Here is a 15,524-nt window from a genome sequence, read left to right as displayed (position 1 = left end):
GGCAGCCATGACTCAACAGACTTTCCTGGTGGAAATCGGCACGGAAGAGCTGCCGCCGAAGGCTCTTCGTTCCCTGGCGGAATCTTTCGCCGCCAACTTCACCGCCGAGCTGGACAACGCCGGCCTGGAACACGGTAACGTGAGCTGGTTCGCTGCACCGCGCCGCCTGGCGCTGAAAGTGGCCAACCTGAGCGCGGCGCAGGCCGATCGCGAAATTGAAAAACGCGGCCCGGCGATCGCTCAGGCGTTCGACGCCGAAGGCAAACCGAGCAAAGCGGCCGAAGGCTGGGCGCGCGGCTGCGGCATCACCGTCGATCAGGCGGAGCGCCTGGTGACCGACAAGGGCGAGTGGTTGATGTACCGCGCCCACGTCAAAGGCCAGTCGGCGCAACAACTGCTGGCCGGCATGGTCAGCACCGCGCTCGGCAAGCTGCCGATCCCGAAACTGATGCGCTGGGGCGATTCCGACGTGCAGTTCGTGCGTCCGGTGCACACCGTCACGATGCTGCTGGGCGCCGATCTGATCCCGGGCACCGTGCTGGGCATCGAATCCGCGCGCACCGTGCGCGGCCACCGCTTCATGGGCGAAGCCGAGTTCACCCTCGACAATGCCGACCAATACCCGCAGATCCTGCTGGAGCGCGGCAAAGTGGTCGCTGACTACGAAGCGCGCAAAGCCCTTATCAAACGCGACGCCGAACTGGCGGCGCAGAAGATCGGCGGCAAGGCCGATCTGAGCGACAGCCTGCTGGAAGAAGTGGCCTCTCTGGTGGAATGGCCGGTGGTGCTGACCGCCAAATTCGAAGAGAAATTCCTGGCGGTGCCGGCGGAAGCGCTGGTGTACACCATGAAGGGCGACCAGAAGTATTTCCCGGTGTACGACGCCGCAGGCAAACTGCTGCCTAACTTTATCTTCGTGGCCAACATCGAGTCGAAAGACCCGCAGCAGATCATCTCCGGCAACGAGAAGGTGGTGCGTCCGCGTTTGGCCGACGCCGAGTTCTTCTTCAACACCGACCGCAAAAAACGTCTGGAAGACAACCTGCCGCGCCTGGAAACCGTGCTGTTCCAACAGCAGCTGGGCACCCTGCGCGACAAAACCGATCGCATCCAGGCGCTGGCGGGCTGGGTTGCCGGCCAGATTGGCGCCGACGTCAACCACGCCACCCGCGCTGGCCTGTTGTCGAAGTGCGACCTGATGACCAACATGGTGTTCGAATTCACCGACACCCAGGGCGTGATGGGCATGCACTATGCGCGCCACGACGGTGAGGCGGAAGACATCGCCGTTGCGCTGAACGAGCAGTATCAGCCGCGCTACGCCGGTGATGCGCTGCCGCAGTCGCTGGTGGCCTGCTCGCTGGCGATCGCCGACAAGATGGACACCCTGGCCGGCATCTTCGGCATCGGGCAGCATCCGAAAGGCGATAAAGACCCGTTCGCGCTGCGCCGCGCCGCGCTGGGCGTGTTGCGCATCATCGTCGAGAAAAACCTGCCGTTGGATCTGCAGACTCTGACCGAAGAGGCCGTGCGCCTGTACGGCAGCAAGTTGACCAATGCCAAGGTGGTCGACGACGTGGTGGAATTCATGCTGGGCCGCTTCCGCGCCTGGTATCAGGAAGAAGGCCACGCGGTCGATACCATTCAGGCGGTGCTGGCGCGCCGTCCGACCAAACCGGCCGACTTCGACGCGCGCGTCAAGGCGGTATCCCATTTCCGCACGCTGGACGAGGCGGCGGCATTGGCTGCGGCCAACAAACGCGTCTCCAACATTCTGGCCAAGTCTAGCGAAACGCTGAACGACAGCGTGCGCGCCTCGGTGCTGAAGGATGCGGCTGAGATCCAGCTGGCGACTCACCTGGTGGTGCTGCGCGACAAGTTGCAGCCGTACTTCGCGGCGGGCAACTACCAGGAAGCGCTGGTGGAACTGGCCGCGCTGCGTGAGCCGGTGGATGCGTTCTTCGACAACGTGATGGTGATGGCGGACGATGCGGAAGTGCGCGTTAACCGTCTGACGCTGCTGAGCAAACTGCGCGAGCTGTTCCTGCAGGTGGCGGATATCTCCGTGCTGCAATAAGCGATTCTTTGCTGTGAAAAGGCGCCCTCGGGCGCCTTTTTTATGGTTGGCGTAACAGTCTGATACCGGCAGCGGTCAAGCGATAGCGTTGTAAACGGCTCTTGGGTTTATCCGGTAGCGTCATTTCAATCCAACCCGCATTCAAGGCCGGCTGTAGATAGCGCTCGCGGAAAGATTTTCGATCTTGCAACTGTAGAACATTCTGGAGCGCTTCTCGCGACATCTCCCCTTGCAGCGCCGCTAGCAAGTCAGCGACTTGGGGGGTGACTTGGGGGGTGACTTGGGGGGTAATGCTCAGCTCAAGCGCTTTTAGAATCATTTCCAGCATGAATTCAACGAAGGGTGAGCAATCGGTCTTTTGGTTGCTGGCATTCAGAGCCTGGTAATATCCGGGCTGGTTATCATGTACCAGGCTCTCAACCGGCACGTTGGCGAACAACGGATCCCAGCGTGACAAAATCAGCGTTTGCCACAACCGTCCCATACGGCCGTTTCCATCGGCAAAGGGATGGATAAATTCGAATTCATAGTGAAATACACAGCTGCCGATCAGCGGTGGCAGGTCGGTTTGTTGCAGCCAGATGAGCAATTGACGGATTAGCAACGGTACGCGTTCCGCCGGTGGAGCCATATGGATAACGACATTGCCGTTCATCACGCCGACGCCGCTTTGACGATAGCGGCCAGCATCAGGCAGTAAGCTGTTCATCAACATCCCATGTGCGGCAAGCAGATCGCGTTCATTTTCGGGATGCCAATGATTCAGGTTGGTATAGCAATGGATGGCATTCATTGCTTCCTGAACGTCACGCGGAGGGGCGATGACGCGCTTACCTGCGATGATAGCGGTGATCTGCTCTTCGCTCAGGGTATTGCCTTCGATCGCCAACGAACCTTGAATAGTGCGGATCCGATTGATGCGCCTTAGCCGCAACGCATGCTCTTGTTCCGCTTGTATCGTCAAACGGGCCAATGCGGCGCCGACGTCTGTCGCCAGATGCAGAATGGAGGGCGTGATGGTCAACGGTGGCTGATAAGAGGACATGAGCAAGTTGGCCCGACGATAAACGTAGGAAAAGTGTACCATGCGTGCGTGGCACGTGCAGTACGCCGTTTTCAACCGCCTCCGGCCGAGACAATGTTCACCGCAAGTGGAATCGCGTATCGGAACGCCGCCAGTTGATCTATTCTTATAGGCGCACGGAGTGCGGAAAAAGGGGCGGAGTCCAATGAAAAAGCAGGTTTATAACAGGAGTTATGTCACATGGCGGTAGGGATCCAGAGCAGAGGTTTCGCGCGTTGGTTGGCACCGGTATTGGCATTGTTGGTGGTCATGCAATTGACCGCCTGCGGCGATAAAGAGCCGGAACAGCGCAAAGCATTTATCGATTACTTACAGAATACCGTGATGCGCAGCGGGGCGAACATCCCCACGCTGAGCGAAGACCAGAAACAGAAGTTCGGCAACTATGCCGGTGATTACGCGATTTTGGTCGGTTTTTCTCAGCAGTTGTCCAAGTCGGTCGGCGCCAGCCTGACCCCGGCGCTGGATCAGATTAACCAGATCCGCACCGCGCAGGACTACCTGAACAAACGCGACGCGCTGCAGCAATCGGTCGGGGCGTTGAACCTGTTGGGCCAGCAGATCCAGTCGGCCAAATCGCAGGCGGATACTGCCCACGCGGCGCTGAAGCAGCCTGACGATCTCAAGGCGGTGTACAACCAGGCCTATGACAAGATCGTCACCGCACCGGCCAACGCCTTGATGCCGGCGATCCCGACCACCGCCAGCTTTGTGCAGGATCTGGTGCAGGTCGGCGACTTCTTGCAGAGCCAGGGCAATCAGGTCAGCTTCAACAACAACGGCGTGCAGTTCCGCACTGCGCAGCAGGTGGCGCAATACAACACCATGATGTCGAATCTGGTGGCTAAGCAGCAGAACCTGATGAATGCGCAGAAAACCATTCAAAGCGTGATGCAATAACGCGCCCACGCATGAGACAGGCCAGCATTGCCGGCCTGAGGTTAATACCAACCTTGAAGACGTTGCCGGGTTTATAGAAGGCAACATATAAGAATAAGGAAAATCAATTCATTGATTTTCGGCTGCTCACCACAAAGGAGGAAAAACCACGCTTTTTCCTCCTTTGTCAGCAGCTAAAGGCCGGCATTGCCGGCCTGTTTTATTTCCCCTCAGCGTTTCCAATAGCTTGCTGGCTTATTGCGCAGGCTTCTGTACTACACTTCAATTAATCCATTCATTAGGCAATGTAGTTTTCTTTCACTCATCACTTCGCTAGTTCCCGGCGGGATGAGTGCTCACAGGGAAGATCAAACAGCGCGTGGTTATCGGGCGCGGCAGCTAAAAATAAATTGTGATGCTTGTCGCAATTTAAAAACAAAACACAAAGTTGAAAGTGTGACTGACATCACTTTATTTCGGGTTTTAAGGCGATTTTTTTCTCGTTGTGCTTTTTTTACACGTCATAAATGTGATCTAAATCACTATAAATGAGGGTTTGCTGGGGTGTTGTATGTGATTTGTATCACAAAAAATCCGTGAAGTTCGCGTGACAAAAACAGCGTGATAGAGTCCGTTTCGCATACAGCGGCAACACGGCTGGATCGTCACAACAATAATCACGCGCTCTATTGTCAGCGCGTAACAATAGGGGTGTGTTTTATGTTTTCACCAGACATCAAGGTTAAAGTGCAAAACTTTGGCCGCTTCCTGAGCAACATGGTGATGCCCAACATCGGCGCCTTTATCGCCTGGGGGATTATCACCGCGCTATTCATTCCAACCGGCTGGCTGCCGAATGAGACCTTGGCCAAGCTGGTCGGCCCGATGATCACCTACCTGCTGCCGCTGCTGATCGGCTACACCGGCGGGCGGCTGGTGGGCGGCGATCGCGGCGGCGTGGTCGGCGCCATCACCACCATGGGCGTCATCGTCGGCGCCGACATGCCGATGTTCCTCGGCGCGATGATCGCCGGCCCGCTGGGCGGCTGGGCCATCAAGCATTTCGACCGCTGGGTGGACGGCAAGATCAAAAGCGGCTTTGAAATGCTGGTGAACAATTTCTCCGCCGGCATCATCGGCATGCTGCTGGCGATCCTGGCCTTCCTGGGCATCGGGCCGCTGGTGGAGGTGCTCTCCAAACTGTTGGCCGCGGGCGTGCACGTGATGGTGACGAACAACCTGCTGCCGTTGGCGTCCATCTTCGTGGAACCGGCGAAAATCCTGTTCCTGAACAACGCCATCAACCACGGCATCTTCTCGCCGCTGGGTATTCAGCAGGCCACGGAAGCCGGCAAGTCGGTGTTCTTCCTGATAGAAGCCAACCCAGGCCCGGGCATGGGCGTGCTGATGGCCTACATGTTCTTTGGCCGCGGCAGCGCCAAGCAATCCGCCGGCGGTGCGGCGATCATTCACTTCCTGGGCGGCATCCACGAAATCTACTTCCCCTACGTGCTGATGAACCCACGCCTGCTGCTGGCGGTGATCCTGGGCGGCATGACCGGCGTCTTTACCCTGACGATGCTGAACGGCGGCCTGGTGTCTCCGGCTTCCCCGGGGTCGATTTTGGCGGTGCTGGCGATGACGCCGAAAGGCGCTTACTTCGCCAACATTGCGGCGGTATGTGCTGCCTTCGCCGTCTCCTTCGTGGTATCCGCTTTCCTGCTGAAAACCTCCAAGGTGAAAGAGGATGACGATCTGGAAGCCGCGACCCGTCGCATGCAAGAGATGAAATCGCAGTCCAAAGGCGGCGCGGCGGCGCCGGCATCGGTCGACGGCGATCTGAGCACCGTGCGCAAAATCATCGTCGCCTGCGATGCGGGCATGGGTTCCAGCGCCATGGGCGCCGGGGTGCTGCGCAAGAAAGTGACCGACGCCGGGCTGAAGAATATCTCGGTGACCAACAGCGCCATCAACAGCCTGCCGGACGACGTGGATCTGGTGATCACCCACCGCGATCTGACCGAGCGCGCGATGCGCCACGCGCCGCAGGCCCAGCACATCTCGCTGACCAACTTCCTCGACAGCAAGCTGTACAGCGATCTGGTCGAGCGTTTGGTGGCGGTCAACAAAACCACCGACAACCAGCAGAAGGTGATGGGCGCGTTGGACGACAGCTTTGAAGCCGGGGAACCGAACCTGTTCAAGCTGAGCGAGAGCAACGTGTTCCTCAACCTGCAGGCCAGCGACAAAGAGCAGGCGATCCGCTTCGCCGGCGAGCAACTGGTGAAGGGCGGCTACGTCGAGGCGGAATACGTGCCGGCGATGCTGGAGCGCGAAAAGCTCACCTCCACCTACCTGGGCGAGTCGATCGCCGTGCCGCACGGCACCATCGAGGCCAAAGACCGGGTGCTGCGCACCGGCGTGGTGTTCTGTCAGTACCCGCAGGGCGTGCGCTTCGGCGATGGAGAGGACGAAGTGGCGCGCCTGGTGATCGGCATCGCCGCGCGCAACAACGAGCATATTCAGGTGATCACCAGCCTGACCAACGCGCTGGATGACGAGAGCGTGATCGAGCGGCTGGCGAATACCACCAGCGTCCAGGAAGTGCTGGACCTGCTCGGCGGCAAAAAAGCCGGATAACAGAATCATTTTAAAGGGTGCAGCTTGCTGCACCCTTCGACATTAAGAAGGTAGAGTTATGAAAGCATTACATTTTGGCGCAGGGAACATCGGCCGCGGTTTTATCGGCAAGCTGCTGGCGGACGCGGGCGTTGAGGTGACCTTCGCCGACGTCAATCAAACGGTGCTGGATCTGCTGAACAGCCGAAAAAGCTACTCGGTGCATGTGGTGGGCGAGCAAGAGCGCGTGGAGAACGTCACCAACGTCAGCGCCGTCAACAGCGGCGGCGAAGCCGCGGTGGCGCTGATCGCCGAGGCGGATCTGGTGACCACCGCCGTGGGTCCGCAAATTCTCGCCAAAATCGCCGGCACGATCGCCAAAGGACTGGTGCTGCGCCATCAGCAGGGCAATGTGCAGCCGCTGAACATCATCGCCTGCGAGAACATGGTGCGCGGCACCAGCCAGCTGAAGCAGCACGTGTTCGCCGCGCTGCCGCAGGATGAGCAGGCATGGGTTGAGCAGCATGTCGGCTTCGTCGATTCGGCGGTCGATCGCATCGTGCCGCCGGCGGACAGCAGCGATCCGCTGGAAGTGACGGTGGAAACCTTCAGCGAATGGATCGTCGATCAGACGCAGTTTAAAGGCCAGCCTCCGGCGATCGCCGGCATGGAGCTGACCGACAACCTGATGGCCTTCGTCGAGCGCAAGCTGTTCACCCTCAACACCGGCCACGCGATCACCGCCTACCTCGGCCAACGGGCCGGGCTGCAAACCATTCGCGACGCCATTCTCGATCCGGCGATCCGCCGGGTGGTGAAAGGGGCGATGGAAGAGAGCGGCGCGGTGCTGATCAAACGCTACGGCTTCGACGCCGACAAGCACGCCGCCTACATCAACAAAATCCTCGGCCGCTTCGAAAACCCGTATCTGCACGATGACGTCGAGCGCGTGGGGCGCCAGCCGCTGCGCAAACTGAGCGCCGGCGATCGCCTGATCAAACCGCTGCTGGGCACGCTGGAATACGGCCTGCCGCATGCCAACCTGATCCAGGGCATCGCCGCCGCCATGAGCTACCGCAGCGAACAGGATCCGCAGGCGCAGGAACTGGCGGAACTGCTGAACACGCTCGGGCCGAAAGCCGCGCTGGCGCAAATTTCCGGCCTGCCGGCGGAAAGCGAGGTTGTAGAACAGGCCGTTGCTGTGTATAACGCCATGCACAAGTAGAATCGTGATGATGAACACCCGAGCGCAGCTTGCTGCGCTCCTGCAACCCGAGTTCGGCATCGACGGCCCTCCCCACGCCTTTCGAAAAGCGACGATGGAAGAAGCACAGGCATTTGAAAACCAGGTTCTGGAAAAGCTGAACGCGGGCAAAACGGTGCGCAGCTTCCTGATCGCAGCGGTAGAGCTGCTGGCGGAAGCGCTCAACGTGCTGGTGGTGCAGGTATTCCGCAAGGACGACTACGCGGTGAAATATGCCGTCGAACCGCTATTGTCCGGCAGCGGCCCGCTGGGGGATCTGTCGGTGCGTCTGAAGCTGATGTACGGGCTGGGGGTGATTTCCCGCCACGAATATGAAGACGCCGAGCTGCTGATGGCGATGCGCGAAGAGCTGAACCACGACGGTTCGGAATACCGCTTCGTCGACGACGAAATCCTCGGGCCGTTCGGCGAGCTGCACTGCGTGGCCGCGCTGCCGCCGGTGCCGACCTTCCTGCAGCCGGGCGAGGCGGATGAAGCGCTGATCGCCATGCAGCGCCAGCGTTATCAGCAGATGGTGCGCTCCACCATGGTGCTGTCCATTACCGACCTGATCGCCGGCATCGGCGCCAAACAACCTTCCCGACTCTCTCCTCTCGGCCGCGGCTAAGCAAAGGCCGCGCGCCATTCGTCGAACAGCAACCACAGCGCGGTGGCGGCCATCAGCCCGGACATCACGCCGTTGAAGGCGCGCAGTTTCCAGGTGACCCGCAGCGCGTTGCGCAACCGGTCACCCAACACCGCCCACAGCAGCACGCACGGCAAGTTCAGCAGCGCGAAACCGGCGATGATAGACAGCGTATGGACGAAAGTGGCGCCTTCGCGCGGGGTGAACAGGATCGCCACGTTGATCACCATCAGCCAGGCCTTGGGGTTGACCGCCTGAAACAGCGCGCCGCTGAGCAGGCTCATCGGCTGCGCCTGTTCTTTGGTGTCCGGCGAGGCCGCCTGAAACAGCTTCCATGACAACCACAGCAGATAGGCGCAGCCGATCACCGCCAGCGGCAGGCGGATGACGCCGGCCCAGCTCAGCGCCAGCGCCAGCAGCGGGATAATGATCGCCAGCTGTACCGCACAACCGACGCAGATGCCGAACAGCATCGGCAGGGTGCGGCGCAGGCCGAAGTTAACGCCCGACGAGGCCAGCAGCAGGTTGTTGGGACCGGGGGTGATCGACATGACGGTGACGTAGCTGACAAAGGCGGAGTCCAGCATGGCAGGTTCCTTGAACGTGAAAATGACGGTAATAACGAGAGGATCAGCATAATCGCTGCGATGGGATGGTGACAGAATCACAAATCGGATATTGTCATGGTTACAGTTGTATGAAATGTAAACTGTACCCATTGCCTGGAGAGAAACTGTGACCTTGCTCGATGAAACCCCGGATACCCGTTACCTGCAGCTGGCGGATACGCTGGCCGAAGCCATTCGCCGCGGCACGCTGCAGCCCGGCGACCGCTTGCCTTCGGTGCGGCGCTGTGCGCAAACCCATCGCGTCAGCATCAATACCGTGGTGTCGGCTTACCGCACGCTGGAGGATCGCGGGCTGATCGAAGCGCGGCCGCAGTCGGGGTTTTATGTCCGCAGCACGCTGCCGGCGCTGAAGATGGCCTCGGCGCCCAGCAGCCGCATCGAGCCGCCGGCGGACGACGTGCTGGCGTTGATCGATACGGTGTTCGCCGCCCAGCAGAATCCGGCCTTCACCAACATTGCGCTGGCCTGCCCGCAGACCAGCGATTTCTATCCCGGCGGCAAACTGGGGCGCATGCTGTCTTCCCAACTGCGCCGCCAGCCGGGTCTGATCGGACAATATCCGTTGCCGCCCGGCAGCCTGCGGCTGCGTCAGCAGATCGCCCGCCGCTCAATGACGCTCGGCATGCTGTTGGAGCCGGGCGACGTGGTGTTGACCCACGGCTGCATGGAGGCGCTGCAGCTGGCGCTGCGCGTCACCACCAAACCGGGCGACTGCGTCGGGCTGGAGTCGCCGACCTACTTTTATCTGCTGCCGCTGCTGGCCAGCCTGGGGCTGAAAGCGCTGGAAATCCCTACCGATCCCCAGCTGGGGCTGTCGCTGGACGCGCTGGAGCTGCTGCTGAACGAGAAGCGGCTGAATGCGGTGATCGCCATGCCGACGGTGCAAAACCCGCTGGGTTGCACTATGCCGCTGGCCGCGAAAAAGCGGCTGGCGCGGCTGATGAACGATCATCAGGTGCCGTTGATTGAAGACGGGCTGTATGCCGAGATCCAGTTCGGCGGGGCGCTGTCGCCGGCGGTGAAGGCGTTCGATCGCGACGGCTGGGTGCTGTTTTGCTCCAGCTTCACCAAAACGCTGGCGCCGGATTTTCGCGTCGGCTGGATCTGCGGCGGCCGTTTTCACGAGGCGTTGCGCAAGCTGAAGGCGGTGTCGTCGATGTCCGAGTCGCAGCTGCTGTCGGAAACGCTGGCGACCTTCCTGGAGAGCGGCGGCTACGATCACCATTTGCGCAACCTGCGCAAGCGCTATGCGGCGCAGGTCGACGAGGCGAGGGCGCTGATCGCCCGGCATTTCCCGCGCGGCACGCTGGCCACGCAGCCGGCGGGCGGCTTCGTGTTCTGGGTCGAATTCCCCCCCGGCGTGGACAGCGTGGCGCTGTTCCATCAGCTGCTGGAGGAGCAGATCTGTTTGACGCCGGGCACCCTGTATTCCCCGAGCGGGCGCTACCGCAACGCGCTGCGGCTCTCCTGCTGCTACCCGTTCAACGCGCGCTACACCCAGGCGCTGGCTCGGCTCGGCGCCAGGGCCTGCGAGATGAGCGGCCTGCCGCCCGGCATTGCGCAGGACGGGTAACGGCGCGCGCCTTTTGCTACAATGCCGGTATCATTGATTAGAGTGCCATTTTGGGCACAACGGGCCAGAGACCATGAAAGAGAAAGAAAAGGCAGAGATCAAGCGCCTGAGCGACCTGCTGGACGCCTTGAACCACAAAGACGCCACCGTGATCCAACAGGGCAACCCTGACTTGATCGCGCAGCACACCAAAGAGAAAGAGAAGCTGGCGACGGAGATCGAGCGCCTGAAAAACGTGCGCGGCGAGAAGCTGAGCGCCGAAGCGCAGAAGCTGAGCCAGCTGCCGTTCAGCCGCGAGATCACCAAGAAAGAGCAGGCCGATATGGGCGCGCTGAAGAAAAGCGCGCGCGGGCTGATCGTAGTGCACCCGATGACTGCGCTGGGCCGCGAGATGGGCCTGAAAGCGGTCACCGGCTACGCCAAGAAAGCGTTCTGAATCCCGGGCGTCAGACCTTGGTGGTGAAATACGCCTTGGTCTGATAGGGCACGGTGACCGTGTCCTGGCCCCGCAGTTCCTCTTCTTCCGCCACCAGTTGGCGCAACCGATCGATAACCTGCTCCTGTTGCGCCTGCGGCAGCGCGGCGATAAAGCTGGTTGAACGCACGCGGTTGTAGATCACGTCCTCCACCGCCCCCCGGTGGCCGAGCATAAACACCTGCTCCTGCAGCGGTTCAAAGCCTTTGAACGGGAAGAATTTGCGCCATTCGCCGGTATAGAAACGCGGCGCATCGCCTTCATGGCTATCGACGATCTGATTCAGTTTACGCACCCAACCGACGCGCGCATCGCGCATGTTCCACACCAGGCCGAGTTTGCCGCCGGGCTTGAGAATGCGCTGGATTTCCGCCAGCGCCTGCGGCGTGGCGAACCAATGGAAGGACTGGGCGCACACCACGGCATCCACCGACTCGTCCGGTAGCGGGATCGCGTCGGCGGTGCCCGCCAGCGTTTTCACCTGCGGCAGCGCCGCCGACAGTTTTTCCAGCATTTGCGGCACCGGTTCGACGGCGATCACCTGCGCGCCGGTTTCCAGCAGGCGCGGGGTGAACTTGCCGGTACCGGCGCCGAGATCGATGACCGTCATGCCGGCGTGCAGGCCGATGACGTCACGCAGCCAGTCGGCGATTTCCGGCGGGTAATCCGGCCGGCCTTTCACATAGCGATCGGCATTGGCCTGATAGCCCTCGGCGGCGGCGTGATGAATCGAATGGGTCGGGGTGGTCATATACCTGGCTCCTGGCTGAAAAAACGTGCGGCTACAGTATAGGCGGAAGAAAAGGGTTAACGCGGCATTCGGCGCACGTTTTTCATTTTCCGCCCGCGCTTTCAACGGCCGAGCAGGCGGCGGTTGAAATCCTCAAGGCGCCCTTCGGCGAGCCGCGTGAGCATGGTCTTGCTCCAGCTGGCGGAGAGGCCGGCCACCGCCAACAGACGGCGATACTGTTCCGCATCGAACGGCATGTGCCAGGCGATGGCGATGGCTTCGGCCACCGACACATCGCTGTTGCGCGCCGCCAGCGCCAGCGGACGGTCGCCGCTGACCGCGCCCGGCGACACCACCCGATACAGCCAGCCGCAGCGGCCGCTTTGCTGCATCAGCACCGAAATGTCCTCGATGGCGAAGTGATAATTGAGCTTGAAGCACGGCGAGCGCGGCTGGGTGACCTGGATCAGCGCCTCGCCCCAGCGGAAGATGTCGCCCATAAACACATTGTGTTCGGTCAGCCCTTCGGTGGAGATATTCTCGCCGAAGGCCGGGGCGCAAAATTGCTCGGCCTGCGCCGGAAACTGCTCGCGCCAGTGGGCATAATGCTCGCGCGGGTAGTGGCACAGCGCGCGGTCCGGCCCGCCGTGGTAGCTTTTTTCGGCCTGTTCGTCGCCTTCCAGCCCGAGCGGCGTGAGCCGGATGGCGCCATCCACCTGGCGTTTGGCGATGGCGCTGGGGCGCCCGCCTTCATAGGGTTGGATGCTGCCGATGTAAACGTCTGGGTGATGCATGTGCGCCTCCGTGTCTCGCGTCGAGGGCTCAGCATAGCCTGAGTTGTTCTCGTACACTACCTGGCGTTTACCTGTACGGAAGGATGTGTTTTTCCTGTCTATATTTAGGTTTTTATCGTCGAGAAAAAACCATGCGTTTCATTGTATTGAGGCATGCGGAGTCAGAATGGAACCGCTCGGGGATTATTCAGGGACGAAGTGACAGTCCGCTGACAGAAGAGGGGCGACGTCAAATCGCTGGGCTTGGCGCTCGCTTGCAAATGTTATCGGTCACTTCGTTGATCAGTTCACCGGCTGGCCGGGCTTTTACGACAGCGGAGACGTTGGCTGAGAGATGTGGCTGCACTGTGCAAATGGATGAGCGTTTGCAGGAGCAAGATTTTGGCCGACTGGAAGGATTATCTTATGCGCAGGCCATGCGCGATTATCCAGAAGCGACGCAGTGCCTCTTTGCCGGTAAGGCAGAGGCGTCGGCTCCGGGAGGGGAGAATGCTTATGAGGTTGCCTGGCGCCTGATGGCTTGTCTGTCCGATCTGGCTGTCGATGGACAAAATCAAACGCTTGCTGTTGTTACGCACGGCCATGCTCTGCAGGCACTGATTTGGTGGCTTAAAGGGGCCGACCCGCAGGAGGACCTCCGCAGATACGGTCATCGCAATTGCGGCTACGCAATGCTTGATGCGACCGCCTCTGGTTTTAACTTGTTGAATTGGGGAGTCGCGACCCACCTGTTGCCACAAAGATAGGGCGAGGAACGGCTATTCCTCGCCTGAGGGCGTCAGAAGGTGGTCCAGTTCTCTTCCGCTGCGGCGTTGGCGGCCGCGGGTTTTACGGCCGGCGCTTTCGGCGCGGCGGCTTTCACGGCGGCGGGTTCGGTCTGCTCCGCCAAACGGAACACCGAAACGCTCTGCAACAGCATGTCGGCCTGCTCTTCCAGCGAATCGGCGGCGGCGGCGGACTCTTCCACCAGCGCGGCGTTCTGCTGAGTGGTATGGTCCATTTCGACGATCGCCTGGCCAATCTGGGCGATGCCGCGCGTCTGTTCATCGGAGGCGGCGGCGATCTCGGCCATGATGTCGCGCACGTGGGTAACCGAGCGGACGATCTGCTCCATGGTATTGCCGGTGCTTTCCACCAGTTCGGTGCCGGTTTTCACCCGGCTGACCGATTCGGCGATCAGCCCTTCGATCTCCTTCGCCGCCTGGGCGCTGCGGCTCGCCAGGCTGCGCACTTCGCTGGCGACCACCGAGAAGCCGCGTCCCTGTTCGCCGGCGCGCGCCGCTTCCACCGCGGCGTTGAGCGCCAGGATGTTGGTCTGGAAGGCAATGCCGTTGATCAGGGTAGTAATTTCGGCGATACGCTGCGAACTGCTGGAAATATCGCGCATGGTGCTGACCACGTTCTCCACCAGCTTGCCGCCCTGTTGCGCGGTCTGCGAGGCGTCGGTGGCCAGCTGATTGGCATGATGGGCGTTGTCGGCGTTCTGTTTCACCGTGGCGGTCAGCTGTTCCATGCTGGCGGCGGTTTCCTCGACCGCCGCCGCCTGCTGCTCGGTGCGGGAAGAGAGATCGGTGTTGCCGGCGGCGATTTCCGCGGAGGCGGTGGAGACCTGGCTGACCCCCATCTGGATCTTTTCAATCATGGTGCGCAGATTTTGGCTCATCGCCGCCACCGCGTTCAGCAGCTGCCCCAGCTCATCGCGGCGGGTGCTGGTTTGCGCCTGGCGCAGATCGCCGCTGGCGATGCGTTCCGCCATCGCCAGCGTGCTGTGCAGCGGACGGGTGATCTGCAGCGTGATACGCCAGGCGATAAGCACTCCGGCGATGATGGCGATCAGGGTGGTGATGCCCATCTGCAGCTGCGCCAGATTGATGTTGTTGCGCGTCTGCACCAGCTCGTCCTGCATAAAGGCGTTCACCAGCGTGCCGATCGCCTGCGCGCGTTCACCGAGCTGCCGGCTGATCTGCTGCTCGTGCTCATAGGCCGGCAGGTAGGCCGCAATGCGGTTTTTGTAATCGTCCAAAGCGGCGAGCAGCGGTTGCAGCTGCGGGCGTTGCGCGTCGCTGACCCGGCGGCTCAGGGCGTTGGCCGCGTCACGCGCGTCGTCGATGGCCGCCATCAGCGGCGCCTCGGTTTCCTTGTTCAGGCTCAGCAGCAGGCCGCGTGCGCCGTAGCGCACCTGGGTCAGCTTCTGGTTCAGCTGGATAAAGGCCAGCTGCAGATCGCCGTTGGTCAGCTGACGTTCCACCTGGCTTAGGCTGGCCTGCACTTCCGACATGTTCCAGCTCTGGCGCACCGCGTCTTTGGCCGCCACCGCCTGCTCAAAGACTTTTTGCTGCTGCTGATATTCCCCGATCAGCGTCACCAGACGCTGCAGATCCTTGCGGCTTTGGGCGTCCCAATCCAGCGCCTGCCCCTGGTCTATCAGTTTGACGGCGTTGTCGATATTGGCGCGATTGTTCTGAATGTATTCCGGCTGGTAGGTCTGGCCATACATGGCGCGGTTGTATTTGGCCTGATTGATCTCCTCGTTCAGCCGGTTGCTGAAGTCGATGCGATCGGCGCGGGATTCGATGATATGCAGGTATTGCGCCCCGGTGCCGGCGATGACGACCGCCAACAGCAGCAACAGCGCGAAGCCGAGGCCGAGCTTTTTACCTACGGTGAGATGGGTGAACTTTTCTGCCAATGCTTGCAATGCCGCCATAGCGTTTTTCCTTCTCCGGGCGAACGTCAATTGAACAAACCATCGGCAAGAAGTGGTCAAACTTTAGC

The 15,524-nt window shown here is 60.9% G+C and carries 13 protein-coding genes; 8 read left to right on the top strand and 5 right to left on the bottom strand.

What is annotated here, in order from left to right; translation table 11 throughout:
- The first annotated feature begins 7 nt into the window (after positions 1–7).
- Positions 8–2,077, top strand: coding sequence for a glycine--tRNA ligase subunit beta (gene glyS / locus J9788_RS17990; RefSeq protein ID WP_182265617.1), 2,070 nt, complete (start codon positions 8–10; stop codon positions 2,075–2,077).
- A gap of 40 nt (positions 2,078–2,117) precedes the next feature.
- Here the strand turns inward: glyS and J9788_RS17985 are convergent, their stop codons facing one another.
- The gene (locus tag J9788_RS17985) at positions 2,118–3,122 is read right to left on the bottom strand and encodes a Fic family protein (RefSeq protein ID WP_060660858.1); all 1,005 of its coding nucleotides are present in this window, start codon (positions 3,120–3,122) and stop codon (positions 2,118–2,120) included.
- Positions 3,123–3,341: 219 nt separating this feature from the next.
- On the opposite strand from J9788_RS17985, the gene J9788_RS17980 reads away from it, so the two are divergent.
- The 4 genes from J9788_RS17980 (at position 3,342) to J9788_RS17965 (ending at position 8,530) form a co-directional block, all read left to right on the top strand.
- Positions 3,342–4,061, top strand: a complete 720-nt coding sequence (locus tag J9788_RS17980) for a DUF3053 domain-containing protein (RefSeq protein ID WP_046898774.1) — start codon at positions 3,342–3,344, stop codon at positions 4,059–4,061.
- Between the two features lie 699 nt (positions 4,062–4,760).
- A complete protein-coding gene (locus J9788_RS17975) occupies positions 4,761–6,680 on the top strand; it encodes a PTS mannitol transporter subunit IICBA (RefSeq protein ID WP_182265618.1) in 1,920 nt (639 codons plus the stop codon).
- Between the two features lie 58 nt (positions 6,681–6,738).
- A complete protein-coding gene (locus J9788_RS17970; RefSeq protein WP_182265619.1) occupies positions 6,739–7,884 on the top strand; it encodes a mannitol-1-phosphate 5-dehydrogenase in 1,146 nt (381 codons plus the stop codon).
- A gap of 94 nt (positions 7,885–7,978) precedes the next feature.
- Positions 7,979–8,530, top strand: coding sequence for an MltR family transcriptional regulator (locus J9788_RS17965; protein ID WP_046898777.1), 552 nt, complete (start codon positions 7,979–7,981; stop codon positions 8,528–8,530).
- On the opposite strand, the gene J9788_RS17960 is transcribed toward J9788_RS17965, so the two are convergent.
- On the bottom strand, positions 8,527–9,135 hold the full coding sequence (locus tag J9788_RS17960; RefSeq protein ID WP_046898778.1) for a LysE family translocator: 609 nt from the start codon (positions 9,133–9,135) through the stop codon (positions 8,527–8,529). The genes J9788_RS17965 and J9788_RS17960 overlap by 4 nt on opposite strands.
- 148 nt (positions 9,136–9,283) lie before the next feature.
- Here J9788_RS17960 and J9788_RS17955 point away from each other — a divergent pair, with 148 nt between their 5' ends.
- Both J9788_RS17955 and J9788_RS17950 read left to right on the top strand, forming a co-directional pair.
- Positions 9,284–10,750: a PLP-dependent aminotransferase family protein gene (locus tag J9788_RS17955; RefSeq protein WP_046898779.1), complete on the top strand. Its 1,467-nt coding sequence runs from the start codon at positions 9,284–9,286 to the stop codon at positions 10,748–10,750.
- Between the two features lie 73 nt (positions 10,751–10,823).
- Entirely contained in the window at positions 10,824–11,186 is a 363-nt protein-coding gene (locus J9788_RS17950; protein WP_015376167.1) for a YibL family ribosome-associated protein, read from the top strand.
- A 10-nt stretch (positions 11,187–11,196) separates the two neighbouring features.
- Here J9788_RS17950 and J9788_RS17945 read toward each other — a convergent pair whose 3' ends face one another.
- The gene (locus J9788_RS17945; protein WP_046898780.1) at positions 11,197–11,976 is read right to left on the bottom strand and encodes a class I SAM-dependent methyltransferase; all 780 of its coding nucleotides are present in this window, start codon (positions 11,974–11,976) and stop codon (positions 11,197–11,199) included.
- Between the two features lie 101 nt (positions 11,977–12,077).
- Complete coding sequence (gene yiiM, locus J9788_RS17940) at positions 12,078–12,749, bottom strand: 6-hydroxyaminopurine reductase (RefSeq protein WP_015376169.1); 672 nt, start codon at positions 12,747–12,749, stop codon at positions 12,078–12,080.
- Between the two features lie 131 nt (positions 12,750–12,880).
- Between yiiM and J9788_RS17935 the strand changes: the two genes are divergently transcribed.
- A complete protein-coding gene (locus J9788_RS17935; protein ID WP_182265620.1) occupies positions 12,881–13,495 on the top strand; it encodes a histidine phosphatase family protein in 615 nt (204 codons plus the stop codon).
- Positions 13,496–13,527: 32 nt separating this feature from the next.
- On the opposite strand, the gene J9788_RS17930 is transcribed toward J9788_RS17935, so the two are convergent.
- Positions 13,528–15,456 (bottom strand): methyl-accepting chemotaxis protein, encoded by a 1,929-nt coding sequence (locus J9788_RS17930; protein WP_182265621.1) that lies wholly within the window; start codon positions 15,454–15,456, stop codon positions 13,528–13,530.
- Positions 15,457–15,524 lie beyond the last annotated feature (68 nt).

Source organism: Serratia sp. X10, from assembly GCF_017811775.1.
GTDB lineage: Bacteria > Pseudomonadota > Gammaproteobacteria > Enterobacterales > Enterobacteriaceae > Serratia > Serratia ureilytica.
The sequence above is the reverse complement of the archived record's forward strand: the minus strand, read 5'-3'. Positions and strand labels throughout refer to the sequence as shown.